The 16,995-nt window shown below is 70.0% G+C and carries 15 protein-coding genes; 11 read left to right on the top strand and 4 right to left on the bottom strand.

Annotation, left to right across the window (positions count from 1 at the left end):
* The first annotated feature begins 168 nt into the window (after positions 1 to 168).
* The 6 genes from LI92_RS15105 (at position 169) to LI92_RS15080 (ending at position 7,001) form a co-directional block, all read left to right on the top strand.
* A complete protein-coding gene (locus tag LI92_RS15105; RefSeq protein ID WP_046320201.1) occupies positions 169 to 1,503 on the top strand; it encodes a PucR family transcriptional regulator in 1,335 nt (444 codons plus the stop codon).
* Positions 1,504 to 1,675: 172 nt separating this feature from the next.
* Positions 1,676 to 2,590: an ACP S-malonyltransferase gene (locus LI92_RS15100; protein ID WP_082109734.1), complete on the top strand. Its 915-nt coding sequence runs from the start codon at positions 1,676 to 1,678 to the stop codon at positions 2,588 to 2,590.
* A gap of 82 nt (positions 2,591 to 2,672) precedes the next feature.
* A complete protein-coding gene (gene acpM, locus LI92_RS15095) occupies positions 2,673 to 2,972 on the top strand; it encodes a meromycolate extension acyl carrier protein AcpM (protein WP_046320207.1) in 300 nt (99 codons plus the stop codon).
* A gap of 2 nt (positions 2,973 to 2,974) precedes the next feature.
* On the top strand, positions 2,975 to 4,228 hold the full coding sequence (gene kasA, locus LI92_RS15090) for a 3-oxoacyl-ACP synthase KasA (RefSeq protein WP_046320198.1): 1,254 nt from the start codon (positions 2,975 to 2,977) through the stop codon (positions 4,226 to 4,228).
* A 36-nt stretch (positions 4,229 to 4,264) separates the two neighbouring features.
* Positions 4,265 to 5,533, top strand: coding sequence for a 3-oxoacyl-ACP synthase KasB (kasB, locus tag LI92_RS15085; RefSeq protein WP_046320197.1), 1,269 nt, complete (start codon positions 4,265 to 4,267; stop codon positions 5,531 to 5,533).
* A gap of 46 nt (positions 5,534 to 5,579) precedes the next feature.
* Positions 5,580 to 7,001 (top strand): acyl-CoA carboxylase subunit beta, encoded by a 1,422-nt coding sequence (locus LI92_RS15080; RefSeq protein ID WP_046320195.1) that lies wholly within the window; start codon positions 5,580 to 5,582, stop codon positions 6,999 to 7,001.
* Here the strand turns inward: LI92_RS15080 and LI92_RS15075 are convergent.
* Positions 6,998 to 8,527 carry a glycerol-3-phosphate dehydrogenase/oxidase gene (locus tag LI92_RS15075; RefSeq protein WP_046320194.1) on the bottom strand — a complete coding sequence of 510 codons (1,530 nt, stop codon included), beginning with the start codon at positions 8,525 to 8,527 and terminating at the stop codon, positions 6,998 to 7,000. The two genes, LI92_RS15080 and LI92_RS15075, sit on opposite strands and share 4 nt — an antisense overlap.
* Positions 8,527 to 9,111 (bottom strand): TetR/AcrR family transcriptional regulator, encoded by a 585-nt coding sequence (locus LI92_RS15070; RefSeq protein ID WP_046320193.1) that lies wholly within the window; start codon positions 9,109 to 9,111, stop codon positions 8,527 to 8,529. Before LI92_RS15070 ends, LI92_RS15075 begins: the two co-directional genes overlap by 1 nt.
* 56 nt (positions 9,112 to 9,167) lie before the next feature.
* Here LI92_RS15070 and LI92_RS15065 point away from each other — a divergent pair, with 56 nt between their 5' ends.
* Entirely contained in the window at positions 9,168 to 10,757 is a 1,590-nt protein-coding gene (locus LI92_RS15065; RefSeq protein ID WP_152665489.1) for an FAD-binding oxidoreductase, read from the top strand.
* Between the two features lie 50 nt (positions 10,758 to 10,807).
* Entirely contained in the window at positions 10,808 to 11,716 is a 909-nt protein-coding gene (locus LI92_RS15060; protein ID WP_046320205.1) for a diacylglycerol kinase, read from the top strand.
* A 38-nt stretch (positions 11,717 to 11,754) separates the two neighbouring features.
* Here LI92_RS15060 and LI92_RS15055 read toward each other — a convergent pair whose 3' ends face one another.
* Together LI92_RS15055 and LI92_RS15050 are read right to left on the bottom strand one after the other, a co-directional pair.
* Positions 11,755 to 12,276, bottom strand: a complete 522-nt coding sequence (locus tag LI92_RS15055) for a DUF3145 domain-containing protein (protein WP_046320203.1) — start codon at positions 12,274 to 12,276, stop codon at positions 11,755 to 11,757.
* A 124-nt stretch (positions 12,277 to 12,400) separates the two neighbouring features.
* On the bottom strand, positions 12,401 to 13,237 hold the full coding sequence (locus LI92_RS15050) for a serine hydrolase domain-containing protein (RefSeq protein ID WP_046320189.1): 837 nt from the start codon (positions 13,235 to 13,237) through the stop codon (positions 12,401 to 12,403).
* Between the two features lie 112 nt (positions 13,238 to 13,349).
* Between LI92_RS15050 and LI92_RS15045 the strand changes: the two genes are divergently transcribed.
* Genes LI92_RS15045 through LI92_RS15035 form a run of 3 tightly spaced genes read left to right on the top strand, consistent with a single transcriptional unit; the run spans position 13,350 to position 16,916 of the window.
* Entirely contained in the window at positions 13,350 to 15,179 is a 1,830-nt protein-coding gene (locus LI92_RS15045; protein WP_046320202.1) for an amidohydrolase family protein, read from the top strand.
* A gap of 22 nt (positions 15,180 to 15,201) precedes the next feature.
* Complete coding sequence (locus LI92_RS15040; RefSeq protein ID WP_046320188.1) at positions 15,202 to 16,287, top strand: S-(hydroxymethyl)mycothiol dehydrogenase; 1,086 nt, start codon at positions 15,202 to 15,204, stop codon at positions 16,285 to 16,287.
* Positions 16,284 to 16,916 carry an MBL fold metallo-hydrolase gene (locus tag LI92_RS15035; RefSeq protein WP_046320187.1) on the top strand — a complete coding sequence of 211 codons (633 nt, stop codon included), beginning with the start codon at positions 16,284 to 16,286 and terminating at the stop codon, positions 16,914 to 16,916. Before LI92_RS15040 ends, LI92_RS15035 begins: the two co-directional genes overlap by 4 nt.
* The last annotated feature ends 79 nt before the right edge of the window (positions 16,917 to 16,995 follow it).

Raw genomic sequence — 16,995 nt, 5'->3', positions numbered from 1 at the left:
CTCCGGGGCGGCCAGCACGTCGTCGATCTGATAGCGCGCCGTCGCGGTCACCGCGGCGGCGCGCTATCAGATCGACGACGTGCTGGCCGCCCCGGAGCAGACGTCGGATCCCGGGGTCGCCTGAACCTGTTGTCGAAAGTAGCCAGAAATCAGGCGTAGCTTTTAGGGATGGTTGACAACGCCACCGCGGCCAGTCCGGACGCTCCGGCCCTGCCGGGCTCCACCCTGGACCTGCTGAGCGCCGTCCCGGACACCCTGCTGCGCCGCCTCAAGCACTACTCGGGCCGGCTGGCCACCGAGGCGGTGTCGATGATGGGCGAGCGGCTGCCGTTCTTCGCCGATCTGGAGGCCGCCCAGCGGGCCAGTGTGGCCCTGGTGGTGCAGACCGCGGTGGTCAACTTCGCCGAGTGGATGCGCAACCCGCACGGCAACGTCAGCCATACCGCGCAGGCGTTCGAGTTGGTGCCCCAGGACCTGACGCGCCACATCGCGCTGCGGCACACCGTGGACATGGTGCGGGTCACCATGGAGTTCTTCGAAGAGGTCGTGCCGCTGCTGGCCCGCTCCGAGGAACAGGTGACCGCACTGACCGTGGGCATCCTCAAATACAGCCGCGACCTGGCCTTCACGGCGGCCTCCGCCTACGCCGACGCCGCCGAGGCCCGGGGCACGTGGGATTCCCGGATGGAGGCCAGCGTGGTGGACGCCGTCGTCCGCGGCGACACCGGCCCGGAGTTGTTGAGCCGAGCCGCCGCGCTGAACTGGGACACCACCGCTCCGGCCACGGTCGTGGTGGGCACCGCACCGCCCGGCCCGGACGAGTTCGCCGGACAGAAGGCCAGTCAGGACATCCGCGACATCGCCGGCCGTCATGGCCGCGCGGCCCTGACCGATGTGCACGGCACCTGGCTGGTGGCCATTGTGTCCGGGCCGCTGTCGCCCACCCAGAAGTTCTTCGCCGACCTGCTGGGCGCGTTCTCCGACGGCCCGGTGGTGATCGGCCCCACCGCACCGTCGCTGACCGCCGCCTACCACAGCGCCAGTGAGGCGATTTCGGGGATGAACGCCGTGGTGGGCTGGACCGGGGCGCCCCGGCCGGTGCTGGCGCGCGAACTGCTTCCCGAGCGCGCCCTGATCGGCGACGCCTCGGCGATCGCGGCGCTGCACACCGATGTGATGCGGCCGCTGGCCGAGGCCGGGCCGACGCTCACCGAGACGCTGGACGCCTTTTTGGACTGCGGCGGCGCGGTCGAGGCCTGCGCGCGCAAGTTGTTCGTTCATCCAAACACGGTTCGTTACCGGCTCAAGCGAATCGCGGACTTCACCGGGCGCGACCCGGCCGTACCGCGCGACGCCTATGTGCTGCGGGTCGCCGCCACGGTCGGGCGGCTGGCCAATCAGGCGCAGCATGCCAGCTTCAGCAGCGTCGCCACGCCTTACTCCCCCGAGCAGCCGTCCGTCGCCGAGACCGCCGAGCCCGCGGAGACCGGCCCCCAGACGTGATCTGGCCGCCCGGGCCACCGTCGGCAACGTCACAGCGGGCACCGTTGTCGCATTTCGGTATCGATGACATCGCAGCAACCGGCAGTTTTGTAGGGTCTCCACAAAAACATAAGACAATGTTCATAATCTAGGACATCCTGCAAACAGCGCTTCACAATGTTCTCTTAAAGACGTGATTGCGTTGCTCGCTCCCGGACAGGGATCTCAGACCCCCGGCATGCTGTCGCCGTGGCTCGAGGGACCCGGCGCTGACGCTGCCCGCGCGCAGTTGGCCGCCTGGTCGCAGATCAGCGACCTCGACTTGGTCACGCTCGGCACCACCGCAACCGCGGAGGAGATCACCGACACGGCGGTCACCCAACCGCTGGTGGTGGCGGCGACTCTGCTGGCCTACGCCGAGCTGACCACGCGCCGGCCCACCGGCAGCAATGTCATCGTGGCCGGCCACTCAGTCGGTGAGATCGCCGCCTACGCCATCGCCGGCGTCATCTCCCCCGACGACGCCGTCATGCTGGCGGCCACCCGCGGTCGCGAAATGGCCAAGGCCTGCGCCCTGGAACCGACCGGCATGGCCGCGGTGCTCGGCGGCGACGAGGCCGAGGTGCTGACCCTCCTCGAACAGCTCGACCTGACCCCGGCCAACCGCAACGCCGTCGGGCAGATCGTGGCGGCCGGGCCGCTGACCGCGCTGGACAAGCTCGCCGAAGACCCGCCCGCCAAGGCCCGGGTCCGCAAGCTGGCCACCGCAGGGGCGTTCCACACCCAGTACATGGCACCGGCCCTGGAGGCCTACGCCGCCGCCGCCGAACAGGTCAGCACCTCCGAGCCCACCGCCACCCTGCTGTCCAACCGCGACGGGCAGCCGGTGACGTCCGCGGCCCAGGCGATGGAGTACCTGGTCGCCCAGCTGACCCGCCCGGTGCGCTGGGACCTGTGCACCGAGACGCTCCGCGCCCGTGAGGTCACGGCAATCGTGGAGTTTCCGCCCGCCGGCACGCTGGCCGGTATCGCCAAGCGCGAACTTCGGGGGACGCCGACGCACGCCGTCAAGTCCCCCGCAGATCTGGACGGGCTGCCCGAGTTCTGACGCCCGCTCCAAAAGCTGCACAACCAGATACGCAGTAATCAACCCGCACACCCCCGTGCGGATCCAACCGAAGGGAATCACAGTGGCTGCCAGCCAGGAAGAAATCATCGCCGGTCTCGCCGAGATCATCGAAGAGGTGACCGGTATCGAGCCGAGCGAGGTCACCGTCGAGAAGTCCTTCGTCGACGACCTGGACATCGACTCGCTGTCGATGGTGGAGATCGCCGTGCAGACCGAAGACAAGTACGGCGTGAAGATCCCGGACGAGGACCTCGCCGGTCTGCGCACCGTCGGTGACGTGGTGGCGTACATCCAGAAGCTCGAGGCCGAGAACCCCGAGGCTGCCGCCGCGCTGCGCGAGAAGTTCGGTTCCGAGAGCTAATCGTGTCCTCGCAGCCTTCTACGGCCAACGGCGGTTACCCGAATGTCGTGGTAACCGCCGTTGAGGCCACCACTTCAATCAGCGGGGACATCGAGAGCACGTGGAAGGGCCTGCTCGCCGGTGAGAGCGGCATCCACGTGCTTGAGGACGACTTCGTCTCCAAGTGGGATCTGCCGGTCAAGATCGGCGGACACCTCAAGGACCCGGTCGACGACCACATGGGCCGGCTGGACCTGCGACGGATGTCGTACGTCCAGCGGATGGCCAAGCTGCTCGCCGGGCGGTTGTGGGAGAACGCCGGATCCCCGGAGGTCGACCCCGACCGATTCACCGTCGTCGTCGGCACCGGACTGGGCGGCGGCGAGAAGATCGTCGAGACCTATGACCTGATGAACGAGGGCGGCCCCCGCAAGGTGTCGCCGCTGGCCGTTCAGATGATCATGCCCAACGGTGCGGCGGCCGTGGTCGGCCTTCAGCTCGGCGCTCGCGCCGGGGTCATCACCCCGGTGTCGGCCTGCTCCTCGGGTTCGGAGGCGATCGCGCACGCGTGGCGCCAGATCGTCATGGGCGACGCGGACTTCGCGGTCTGCGGCGGTGTCGAAGGCGGCATCGAGGCGTTGCCGATCGCGACGTTCTCGATGATGCGCGCGATGTCGACCCGTAACGACGACCCCGAGGGTGCGTCGCGGCCCTTCGACAAGGACCGGGACGGCTTCGTGTTCGGTGAAGCCGGTGCGCTGATGATCATCGAGACCGAAGAGCACGCCAAGGCACGTGGCGCCAAGCCGCTGGCCAGGCTGATGGGCGCCGGGATCACCTCCGACGCCTACCACATGGTGGCTCCCGGCCCCGACGGCAAGCGGGCCGGCCGTGCGATGACCCGGGCGCTGGAATTGGCGGGCCTGTCCCCCAAGGACGTCGACCACATCAACGCGCACGGAACAGCCACCCCGATCGGCGACACCGCCGAGGCGAACGCCATCCGGGTAGCCGGATGCGAGCACGCCGCGGTCTACGCACCCAAGTCGGCGCTGGGCCACTCCATCGGAGCGGTCGGTGCGCTGGAGTCCGTACTCACGGTGCTCACGCTGCGTGACGGGGTCATCCCGCCGACGCTGAACTACGAGACACCGGACCCGGAGATCAACCTCGACGTTGTGGCCGGGGCACCTCGTTACGGCGAGTACTCCTACGCCATCAACAACTCATTCGGTTTCGGTGGGCACAACGTCGCGCTCGCCTTTGGGCGGTACTAGAGCAGCAGTACCGAGAGAGGGAAGTTCGCAACAGCCATGTCAACGCTGGCAACGGGAAAGGGTCTCCCCAACGTCGTCGTCACCGGCTTCGCCATGACGACGGCATTGGCAGCGGACGGGGAGGAAACCTGGAAGAAGCTGCTGGACGGTCAAAGCGGCATTCGCAAGCTCACCGACTCGTTCGTCGAGGAGTATGACCTGCCGGTTCGTATCGGCGGGCATCTCATCGAGACCCCGGAGTGCTTCGACGAGGGGTTGAGTCGGACGGAACTGCGTCGGCTTTCCTACCTGCAGAAGATGGCTTTGGCGCTGAGCCGGCGTGCCTGGGAGCACGCCGGCTCACCCGAGGTCGACACCCGGCGCCTCATGGTGTCCATCGGCACCGGGATGGGCTCTAGCGAGGAACTCGTCTGGGCCTATGACGGGATGCGCGAGCGCGGCCTCAAGGCGGTCTCACCGTTGGTCGTGCAGAAGTACATGCCCAACGGTGCGGCCGCTACCGTCGGGCTGGACCGCCAGGCCAAAGCCGGGGTGATCACCCCGGTCTCGGCCTGTGCATCCGGTTCCGAGGGTATTGCGCACGCCTGGCAGCAGATCGTGCTCGGCGAAGCCGACATGGCGATCTGCGGCGGCGTGGAGACCCGGATCGAGGCGGTGCCGATCGCCGGGTTCGCCCAGATGCGCATCGTGCTGTCCACCAACAACGACGACCCGGAGGGGGCCTGTCGGCCCTTCGACCGCGACCGTAGCGGGTTCGTGTTCGGCGAGGGCGGCGCGCTGATGGTGATCGAGACCGAGGAGCACGCCAAGGCGCGCGGCGCCAACATCATCGCCCGGATCATGGGTGCGTCGATCACCTCGGACGGCTACCACATCGTCGCGCCGGACCCCGACGGCCAGTCCGCCGGCCGGGCGATGACGCGGGCCATCCAGATCGGCGGCCTGACTCCCGGCGACATCAGCCACGTCAACGCCCATGCCACCGGAACCTCGGCGGGCGACGTGGCAGAAGGCCACGCCATCAACCTCGCCCTGGGGCCGCACGGCGGCAACGCCGCGGTGTACGCGCCCAAGGCGGCACTGGGCCACTCGGTGGGGGCGGTGGGCGCGGTCGAATCCATCCTGACGGTGATGGCCTTGCGTGACCAGGTCATCCCGCCGACGCGTAACTTGGAGAATCTCGACCCGGAGATCGACCTGGACGTGGTGTCCGGGGAACCGCGGCCGGGCAACTACGAGTACGCGATCAACAACTCGTTCGGGTTCGGCGGACACAACGTCGCCATCGTCTTCGGCCGGTACTGACCGGCCGAAGGCACACCCGCGATCAAATAATGCAAGGAGAGGCGCGATGACGACCATGGCTCCCGATACGGTGGGCGAATCGCTCGACCCGCGCGATCCCCTGTTGCGTCTGTCGACGTTCTTCGACGACGGCACCGTGGAGTTGCTGCACGAGCGTGACCGCTCCGGGGTGCTGGCCGCCGGAGGCACCGTCAACGGGGTGCGCACCATCGCGTTCTGCACCGACGGCACCGTGATGGGCGGTGCGATGGGCATCGAGGGCTGCGACCACATCGTCAACGCCTACGACACCGCGATCGCCGAGCAGAGCCCCATCGTGGGGCTGTGGCACTCCGGCGGCGCCCGGCTGGCCGAGGGCGTGCGAGCCCTGCACGCGGTGGGGCGGGTTTTCGAGGCCATGATCCGGGCCTCGGGGTTCGTCCCGCAGATCTCGGTGGTGGTCGGTTTCGCCGCCGGCGGCGCCGCCTACGGTCCGGCGCTGACCGATGTCATCGTGATGGCGCCGGAAGGCCGGGTGTTCGTCACCGGCCCCGATGTGGTGCGCAGCGTCACCGGCGAGGACGTCGACATGGCCGCCCTCGGCGGCCCCGACACCCACCACAAGAAGTCCGGGGTGTGCCACATCGTCGCCGACGACGAGCTGGACGCCTACGAGCGTGGCCGCCGCCTGGTGGGGTTGTTCTGCCAGCAGGGTCATTTCGACCGCAACAAGGCCGAGGCGGGCGAGATCGACCTGCACGCGCTGCTGCCGGAGTCCGCGCGCCGCGCCTATGACGTGCACCCGCTGGTGCTCGGGCTGCTCGACTCCGACGCCCCCTTCGACGAGTTCCAGGCCAAATGGGCGCCGTCGATGGTGGTCGGGCTGGGCCGGCTCTCGGGCCGCACGGTCGGCGTGCTGGCCAACAACCCGCTGCGGCTGGGCGGCTGCCTGAACTCCGAAAGCGCGGAGAAGGCGGCACGCTTCGTGCGGCTGTGCGACGCATTCGGCATTCCGCTGATCGTGATCGTCGACGTGCCGGGCTACCTGCCCGGGGTCGGGCAGGAATGGGGCGGCGTGGTGCGCCGCGGCGCCAAGCTGCTGCACGCGTTCGGCGAGGCCACCGTCCCCCGCGTCACGCTGGTCACCCGCAAGACCTACGGCGGGGCCTACATCGCGATGAACTCGCGGTCGTTGGGCGCCACCAAGGTCTTCGCCTGGCCGGACGCCGAGGTCGCGGTGATGGGCGCCAAGGCCGCCGTGGGCATCCTGCACAAGAAGAAGCTGGCCGCCGCGCCCGACGACGAGCGCGAGGCGCTGCACGAAGAGCTGGCCGCCGAGCACGAGCGGATCGCCGGCGGAGTGGACAGCGCCATCGACATCGGCGTGGTCGACGAGAAGATCGACCCGTCCCACACCCGCGGCAAGATCACTCAGGCGCTGGCCGAGGCGCCCGCCCGCCGCGGCCGCCACAAGAACATCCCGCTCTAGTCGCTCACGAATTCCCGGGCGACGTCGAGCACCCGATCCCGGTCTCGGGCCACCAGCCCGATCCGGGTGCGGCGGTCCACGATGTCGGCCACGGTCAGCGCGCCCTCGTGACTGACCGCGTATTCGAATTCCGCGCGGAGCACGTCGATCCCCTCGGCCACCGGTTCGTCCGGCCGCCGGCAGGTGGCGGCGCCCAGCACATTGGCCGCCTCGGCGCCGTATCGCAAGACCAGCGACGCGGGCAGGCCGGCCGGCGGCACCGGCGATCCGGGGTTGCGCGGCGCGCCGATCAACGGCAGGTCGCGCGTGCGGCACGGCGCGGCAGCCAATGCCCGCTGCCGCACGGCGCGGTCCAGCACGTCTTGCGCCATGTGCCGGTATTCGGTGAGCTTGCCGCCGATCACGCTGAACACCCCGCTGTCGGATTCCACCACGGCGTGGTTGCGCGAGACGTCGGCGGTACGCCCTGATCCGGTGTCGATCAGCGGCCGCAGCCCGGCGTAGGCGCCGCGCACGGCGCCGGCGTCCAGCGCGGTCCCCAGCGCGGTGTTGACCGTGTCCAGCAGGAAAGCGACTTCGGCCGCAGTCGGCTGCGGGACGTCGGGGATGGGCCCGGGAGCTTCCTCGTCGGTGAGACCGAGGTATACCCGGCCGAGCTGCTCGGGCATGGCGAACACGAACCGGTTGAGTTCCCCGGGGATCGGCACCGTCAGCGCGGCGGCCGGGTTGCCGAACGCCGCCGCGTCGAACACCAGGTGGGTGCCGCGGCTGGGCCGCAGCCGCAGGGCGGGGTCGATGTCGGCGGCCCACACTCCGGTGGCGTTGATGACGGCCCGGGCGGACACCTGCAACGACTCCCCGGAGAACTGGTCGGTCAGCGTGACGGTGTCGCCGGTGGCGTGCGAGGCCGCCACATAGGTCAAGATGGCCGCGCCGTGCTGGGCCGCGGTGCGCGCCACCGCCGCGACCAGCCGTGCGTCGTCGATCAGTTGCCCGTCGTAGGCCAGCAGGCCGCCGTCGAGGCCGTCGCGGCGCACCGTGGGCGCCAGTTCGGCGACCTGCGCCGGGGAGATCCGCCGCGAACGGGGCAGCACCGTCGCCGGGGTACCGGCCAGGCGGCGCAGGGCGTCGCCGGCGAGGAACCCGGTGCGGACCAGGGCCCGGTCGCGCGGGCGCATGGCTGTCAGCAGCGGCACCAGTTGCGGCATCGCCCGTACCAGGTGGGGCGCGGTGCGGGTCATCAGGATTCCGCGTTCGACGGCACTGCGCCGCGCGATGCCCACGTTGCCGGTGGCCAGGTAGCGCAGTCCGCCGTGCACCAGCTTGGAGCTCCACCTGCTGGTGCCGAACGCCAGGTCGTGCTTGTCCACACACACCACCCGCAGTCCCCGGGCGGCCGCGTCTAGGGCGATGCCGGCACCGGTGATGCCCCCGCCGATCACGACGACGTCGACCGGCGGGCCGTCGGCCAGCGCGGTGAGTTCGGCGGTGCGCCGGGCGGCGTTGAGTGCGGCGGTGGAAAACATCACGAGAGGTACCTGTCCAGGGTGTAGGCCAGTTCGGCGGAGAGCGCGGCCTCGTCCAGGATCGGCGCAACGAGCTGCGCGGACTGGATGGCCGACTGGGTGATCAGCAGACACATCGCGGCGAGCCGGCGCGGGTCCCCCGCGCGTACGCTGCCGGTGCTCTGCGCGGCGCTCAGCTCTGCGGCCACCAGGTCGATCAGCCGCCGCTGACTGGCCCCCATCCGCTGGGCAATGTAGACCATCGCCAGATCGGGTGCGTGGTGCAGCACCTGCATCACCACCTCGTCGTGGCGCAGCCGGTCGGCGGTCGCCACGATCCGCCCGACCAGCGCCTCGCGGCCGGTTCCCGGTAGGGCGGCGGCCAGTTCCGTCCAGGCCGCGGTGACCCGCGTGGTCAGCAGCGCGGCGATCACCGAGCGGCTGTCCGGCCAGCGCCGGTAGACGGTGGGACGGCTCACCCCGGCCCGACGCGCAATGGCCGCCAGCGTGACCCGCTCGACACCGAGCGCCAGCAGGCAGTCCGCGGCGGCGTGCAGGATCCGCTCCCCGACTTCCTCCTGATCGTCATTACTGGTTGACACCATATGTAATACTGTAACGCATGACGCCGGCCGATGCCCAGGACGCCCTGACCCCGCCGATGAAATGGAACGCCTGGGGCGATCCCGCCGCGGCCAAGCCGCTGTCCGACGGCATCCGCAACCTGCTCAAGGCGGCGCTCGGCGTCGAGGGCACCAGCGCACCGGAAGCCGATCCGGCGCAGGTGCCGCTGACACCCTCGGCATTGTCCGTCGCCGACCACGCGGACCTGGCCGCGATCGTCGGAGCCGAGTTCTGCCGCACCGACCATACCGCCCGGCTGCTGCACGCCGGCGGCAAATCCACCCTGGACCTGCTGCGGCGCAACGGTTCCGGACCCCAAGATGCGCCCGACGCGGTGCTGTTGCCCGGCGGCCCCGATGGCGAAGACCAAGTTGCCGCCATTTTGGACCTGTGCAGCCGGCGCGGTATCGCGGTCGTCCCCTTCGGCGGCGGAACCAGCGTGGTCGGGGGCCTGGATCCCATTCGCGGAGACTTCGCGGCCGTGGTCTGCGTGGACCTGCGCCGCTTCGACCAACTGCTGCACCTCGATGAGGTGTCCGGCGAGGCGGAGTTGGGCGCCGGCGTCACCGGTCCGGACGCCGAACGACTGCTCGGGGCACACAGCTTCTCGCTGGGCCACTTCCCCCAGAGCTTCCAGTTCGCCACCCTGGGCGGTTTCGCCGCCACCCGTTCCTCGGGCCAGGACTCGGCCGGGTACGGCCGCTTCGACGACATGGTGCGTGGGATGCGCATGATCACGCCGGCCGGAGTGCTGGACCTGGGCCGCGCCCCGGCCTCGGCCGCCGGCCCGGACCTGCGTCAACTGCTGCTGGGATCCGAGGGCACGTTCGGGCTCATCACCCGGGTGCGGGTGCGGGTTCACCCGGTGCCCGCGACCACCCGCTATGAGGCGTGGTCGTTTCCGGACTTCGCCACCGGTGCCGCGGCCCTGCGCGCGGTCACCCAGACCGGTACCGGCCCGACCGTCATCCGGTTGTCCGACGAAGCCGAGACGGGGGTGAACCTGGCCACCACCGAGCAGATCGGCGAGCAGCAGATCACCGGCGGCTGCCTGGCGATCACGCTGTTCGAGGGAACCGCCGAGCACACCGAGAGCCGGCACTCCGAAACCCGGGCCCTGCTGGCCGCGCACGGCGGCACGTCCTTGGGCGAAGAACCGGCACGCGCCTGGGAGCACGGGCGGTTCTCCGCGCCCTACCTGCGCGACGCCCTGCTGGCCGCCGGCGCGCTCTGCGAAACCCTGGAGACCGCCACCGACTGGGCCGGTGTGCCCGCCCTCAAGGAAGCGGTGACCGAGGCGCTGAGCACCGCACTGGGCGACAGCGGGACACCCGCGCTGGTGCTCTGCCACATCTCGCACGTCTACCCGACCGGCGCGTCGCTGTACTTCACGGTGGTCGCCGGTCAGCGCGGCAACCCCATCGAACAATGGCGCGCCGCGAAAGCCGCTGCAGCAGAGGCGATCATGCGTACCGGCGGAACCATCACCCACCACCACGCCGTCGGCGCCGATCATCGGCCGTGGATGCGCGACGAGGTGGGCGAGCTGGGAGTGCACGTGCTGCGAGCCGTCAAAGACACCTTGGATCCGGCCGGAATCCTCAACCCGGGCAAACTCATTCCGTGATACCGCGCCGCGACGATGCGATGCGCAGCGACGAGGAGGTGCGGGGCCCGATGAACCGCGAGATCCACCGGGTCACACTGCTGACCAACCCGGCAGCCGGACACGGCAACGCCCGGCATGCCGCCGAGCGGGCGCTGGCGCAGTTCCAGCGGCGCGGCATCGACGTGGCGCACCTCGTCGGGTCCGACCCCGCCCACGCGCGGCGGTTGCTCGACGATGCGCTGGCCGGCGGCACCGACGCCGTGGTGGTGGCCGGCGGTGACGGCGTGATCTCGCTGGCGCTGCAGTCGCTGGCCGGCGGCGACGTGCCGTTGGGGATCATCCCCGCGGGCACCGGCAACGATCACGCGCGCGAGTACGGCCTGCCCACCGGCGATCCCGAGGCGGCCGCGGACGTGGTGGCCCAGGGCTGGGCCGAGACCGTCGACCTGGGCCGCGTCGCCCACGACGACGGTTCGGTGAGCTGGTTCGGCACGGTGATGGCGGCCGGTTTCGATTCACTGGTGAGCGACCGCGTCAACCGGATGCGCTGGCCGCACGGGCGCATGCGCTACAACCTGGCCATGGTGGCCGAGATCTCGCAGCTGCGCCTGCTGCCGTTCCGGTTGACGTTCGACGACGACGATCCCGTGGACGTGGCGCTGACCCTGGCGGCATTCGGCAACACGCGCAGCTACGGCGGCGGCATGTTGATCTGCCCGGGCGCCGACCACGCCGACGGTCTGCTGGACGTCACCATGGTCCACTCAGGCTCGCGGACCAAGCTGATCCGGCTGTTCCCGACCGTGTTCAAGGGCACCCACGTGGATCTCGACGAGGTGAGCACCCGGCGGGCCGCATCGGTGCGCGTGGAGTGCCCCGGCATCAACGCCTACGCCGACGGCGACTATGTGGGCCCGCTGCCGGTTACGGTGTCGGCGGTGCCGGCTGCGTTGGCGATTCTGCGCCCGGCCCCCTAGCTCGCCGCCCGGGCGCCCAGCCTGCCGAGGGTCCTCGCTCAGCCGACGCCGCGGCTCAGCCAGGAGACCTCCGCGGCATCGCCGCCGTCCCGGTAGGGCTCCAGGGCCTCGTCCCAGGCGGTGCCCAGCACCGTTTCCAGATCCGCTGCCAGCTTGTCGGCGCCGCCGGCCATCAGTGCGCGCAGCCGGTTCTCCCCGACCATCACGTCGCCGTTGGCGCTCATCGTGCCGCTCCACAGACCGAGCTGCGGGGTGTGACTGAAGCGCTGGCCGTCCACTCCGGCACTGGGGTCTTCGGTGACCTCGAAACGCAACACCGACCAGGAGCGCAGGGCGCTGGCCAGGGCAGCGCCGGTGCCCACCGGGCCGACCCAATTGACCACGGCGCGCAGTTGTCCGGGCATGGCCGGCTGCGGCGTCCAGTTGAGCTTCGCCTGACCGTTGCGAGCACCCAACGCCGAGGTCAACGCCCACTCGACATGCGGGCACACCGCCGCGGGCGAGGCGTGGATGTACACCACGCCGCTGGTCACGTCGGCGAATTGATTCGTCGCGCGCATCAATTGCTCCTTCGGCTCCACGAGGGACGTCTTCCCCAACGACCTGGCGGACCGAACCGAGCGGTGATGCAGCTGAGTATTTAGTGTTGTATGTGTCTATTGTGCCTTGTGTGACGCCTGTTGGCTAGTCCCGGCCGTAGGCTGCCACCACGGCGTCGGACACCGCCGGCCAGCGCCCGGTGACCCAGTCCCCGAAGTCGCGGTCGGTGAGCACCACCAGCGCCCGCTCAATCGCCGGATCGACCCAGATCAGGGTGCCCGACTGCCCGAAGTGACCGAAGGTGCGCGGCGAGTTGGCGGCCCCGGTCCAGTGCGGTGTCTTGCCGTCGCGGATCTCGAAGCCCAGCCCCCAGTCGTTCGGCCGCTGCGGCCCGTAGCCCGGCAGCACGCCGTCCAGGCCGGGGAACTGCACGCGGGTGGCCTCGGCGTGCATCTGCGGCGACACGGTGATCGGCCTCAGCAGGTCGCCGGCAAAGGCGGCAAGGTCGGCGACGGTGGAGGTGCCCCCGTAGCCGGCGGCCGCCGCTCCCCCGTCCAACCGGCTGGCCGTCATGCCCAGCGGTTCGAACACCGCCTCGCTCAGATAGCGGCCGAACTCGATTCCAGCCGCCCGCTGCACGGCGCCGGCCAGCACCGCGAACCCGTGATTGGAGTACACCCGCCGGGTGCCGGGCTTGGCCAGGACCCGGTCGGAGTCCGGCGCGAGCCCCGAGGCGTGCGCCAGCAGATGCCGCACCGTGGCGCCCGGCGGCCCGGCCGGGGTGTCCAGTTCCACCGCCCCCTCCTCCACGGCGACCTGCACCGCCCGCGCCACCAGGGGCTTGGTCACCGAGGCGAGGTAGAACGGCCGGGCGATGTCCCCGTGGGTGGCCAGCACCCCCGAGGGGGCGACGACGGCGGCGGCCGCATGGCCGACCGGCCAGTCGGCAAGGGCGGCGAGGGGATCGTGTGCGGCGGGCATCGGCAGTCAGCCTAGGCACAGCGGCGAGGCCGGGCGACTCCGCGGCGGCGACGCAGCCGGGCGGTGCGGAGAAATGTCGGCAGATGTCGAGACTTCGCCGGCGTTGCAGGCCATGCTGGGAGCGGCATCGGTCGGAAAGGAAACACCTGTGAGTTTTGACATCGTGATTCGGGGCGGTCGGTGGTTCGACGGCACCGGCGCACCGTCGGCGATCCGCAATATCGGTATCTGCGAGGGGCACGTCGCCGCCATCTCCGCCGAACCACTCGACGAGGCGGGCTGCAGCCAGGTGATCGACGCGGCCGGCAAATGGGTGCTGCCCGGGCTGCTCGACATCCACACCCACTACGACGTCGAGATACTGCTGAGTCCCTCGCTGTCGGAGTCGGTACGGCACGGCGTCACCACCGTGCTGGTCGGATCGTGCTCGCTGTCGACCATCCATGTCGACGGCCCCGACGCCGGGGACCTGTTCGGCCGGGTGGAGGCCATCCCGCGCCAGTACGTGGTCGACACCATCGATACGCACAAGACCTGGTCGAGTTGTGAAGACTACATCGCCGGCCTCGAGCAGCTGCCGCTCGGCCCCAATGTCACGGCGCTCATCGGACATTCCGACATGCGCGCCGCAACCATGGGACTGGACCGCGCCACCCGCGCCGACGCTCGGCCCACGGCCTCCGAGCAGGCCCGCATGGAACAGATGCTCGACGAGGCGTTGCAGGCGGGATTCGTCGGGATGTCTTCCCAGCAGTTGCTTTTCGACAAGATGGACGGCGACGTCTGCCGCTCGCGCACGCTGCCCTCGACCTACGCCAAGCCCAGGGAACTGCGCCGGCTCAAGGCCAAGCTGCGCCGCGCGGGGCGCATTCTGCAGGCCGGCCCGGACGTCAAGAACCCGTTCGACGTGGTGTCGCAGGTGGCCCAGTCCCTGGGGATCTTCCGCCGGCCGCTCAAGACCACTCTGCTGGCCGCGGCCGACGTCAAGAGCAACCGCCTGGCGATTCCGACCATCATCAAGACATCGCGCATCCTGAAGAAGCTGGGCGCCGATTTCCGCTGGCAGCACCTGCCGGTGCCGTTCGAGGTCTACGCCGACGGCATCGATCTGGTGATCTTCGAGGAGTTCGGGGCGGGCGCCGAGGCGCTGCACCTGCGGGAGTCGCTCGAGCGGGACACCCTGATGCGCGACGAGTCCTACCGGCGCCGCTTCCGCAAGGACTACGACAGCAAGTACGGGCCGCGGGTCTGGCACCGCGACTTCTTCGACGCGGAGATCGTCGAATGTCCCGATACCTCGGTGGTCGGAAAGTCCTTCGGGCAGGTCGGCATCGACCGTGGGGGCGTGCACCCGGTCGACGCCTTCCTCGACCTGGTGCTCGAGCACGGAACCGCACTGCGCTGGCACACCACGATCTCCAACCACCGCCCCGAGGTGCTCAAGAGACTCGCCGCCGAACCCGGCATCCAGATGGGCTTCTCGGATGCCGGCGCGCACCTGCGCAATATGGCGTTCTACAACATGGGCCTGCGGTTGCTGCGCCACGTGCTGGACGCCCAGCAGGCCGGGCAGCCGTTCCTGTCGGTCGAGCAGGCCGTGCACCGGCTGACCGGTGAACTGGCCGACTGGTACCGGATCGACGCCGGCCACCTGCGCGTCGGCGACCGCGCCGACATCGTGGTGATCGACCCCGCCCATCTGGACGACACCCTCGACGCCTACGCCGAGGAGCCCTTCGCCCCCTATGGCGGGATGTCGCGGATGGTCAACCGCAACGACGAAGCCGTCACCGCCGTCCTGGTGTCCGGCCGCGCGGTGGTTCTCGACGGTCAGCCCACCAGCGTGCTCGGCACGCAACGCACCGGAAGCTTCCTGCGGGCCGATACCCGCACCCCGGCCCCGGGCGCGCAGGCCGCGCAAGCCAGCGCACCGGGCACATAAGCGACGACATAAGGTTGAGCCCATGAGTCAGACAGTGCGCGGGGTGATCTCCCGCGAAAAGGGCAAGCCGGTCGAGCTGACCGACATCGTCATCCCCTCCCCGGGCGCCCACGACGTCGTCGTCGCGATCACCGCCTGCGGGGTGTGCCACACCGACCTGACCTACCGGGACGGCGGCATCAACGACAGCTACCCGTTCCTGCTGGGCCACGAGGCCTCCGGCACCGTCGAGTCGGTCGGATCGGAGGTCACCGCAGTGGCCCCCGGCGACTTCGTGATCCTGAACTGGCGTGCGGTGTGTGGACAATGCCGGGCGTGCAAGCGCGGCCGCCCGCACCTGTGCTTCGACACGTTCAACGCCTCGCGTCCGATGACCTTGACCGACGGCACCGAGCTCACGCCGGCGCTGGGGATCGGGGCATTCGCCGACAAGACCCTCGTCCACGAGGGGCAGTGCACCAAGGTCGATCCCAGCGCCGACCCCGCGGTGGCGGGGCTGCTGGGCTGCGGCGTGATGGCCGGCCTGGGTGCCGCCGTCAACACCGGCGGCGTCACCCGCGACGACACCGTGGCGGTGATCGGCTGCGGCGGTGTGGGCGACGCGGCCATCGCCGGCGCGGCACTGGTGGGCGCCCGGCGCATCATCGCCGTCGACACCGACGACACCAAGCTCACCTGGGCGCGTGAGTTCGGCGCGACGCACACCATCAACGCCCGCACCCAGGACCCGGTCGAGACCATTCAGGAGCTCACCGAAGGCTTCGGCGCCGACGTGGTGATCGACGCCGTCGGCCGCCCCGAGACCTGGAAGCAGGCTTTCTACGCCCGCGACCTTGCCGGAACCGTTGTGCTGGTAGGCGTTCCCACCCCGGACATGACCCTGGAGATGCCGCTGATCGACTTCTTCTCCCGCGGCGGATCGCTGAAGTCCTCGTGGTACGGCGACTGCCTGCCGGAACGTGACTTCCCCACCCTGATCAGCCTCTATCTGCAGGGCCGGCTGCCACTGGAGAAGTTCGTCTCCGAGCGCATCGGACTCGACGACGTCGAGAAGGCCTTCCACCGCATGCACGGCGGTGAGGTGCTGCGGTCGGTCGTGGTGCTATGACCGCCGGCAGCCCGATTCAGCGGGTGGTCACCCACGGCACCTTCGAACTAGACGGCGGCAGTTGGGAAGTCGACAACAACATCTGGATCGTCGGTGACGACTCCGATGTGGTGGTCTTCGATGCCGCCCACGACGCGGCCCCGATCGTCGAGGCCGTCGCCGGGCGCAACGTGGTGGCGGTGGTGTGCACGCACGGCCACAACGACCACATCACGGTGGCTCCCGAACTGAGCCGGCTCCTCGACGCCCCGGTACTGCTGCACCCCGGCGACGACATGCTGTGGCAGATGACCCACCCGGACAGCGACTTTCGCGCCGTGACCGACGGCGACATCCTCACCGTCGGAGGACTGGAGCTGCGGGCCCTGCACACCCCCGGGCACTCGCCGGGCTCGGTGTGCTGGCATGCACCGGAGGCCGGTGCGGTGTTCAGCGGCGACACCCTGTTCTGCGGCGGGCCGGGCGCGACCGGCCGCTCGTTCTCGGACTTCCCGACGATTCTGGAGTCGATCTCCGGGCGGCTCGGCAAGCTGCCCGCCGACACCGTGGTCTACACCGGGCACGGCGACAGCACCCGCATCGGTGACGAACTGGTCCATTACGACGAGTGGGTGGCCCGCGGCCACTGACGATGCGCCGCGAGGAACGAGCGGCGAGGAGGAAGCGGCCCCACAACCCGGCCACTGACGATGCGCCGCGAGGAACGAG

Origin of the sequence: Mycobacterium sp. UM_Kg1 (assembly GCF_000972925.1) — a bacterium.
In the GTDB taxonomy this organism is placed as follows: domain Bacteria; phylum Actinomycetota; class Actinomycetes; order Mycobacteriales; family Mycobacteriaceae; genus Mycobacterium; species Mycobacterium hiberniae.
This window is presented reverse-complemented; position numbering and strand designations above follow the sequence as displayed.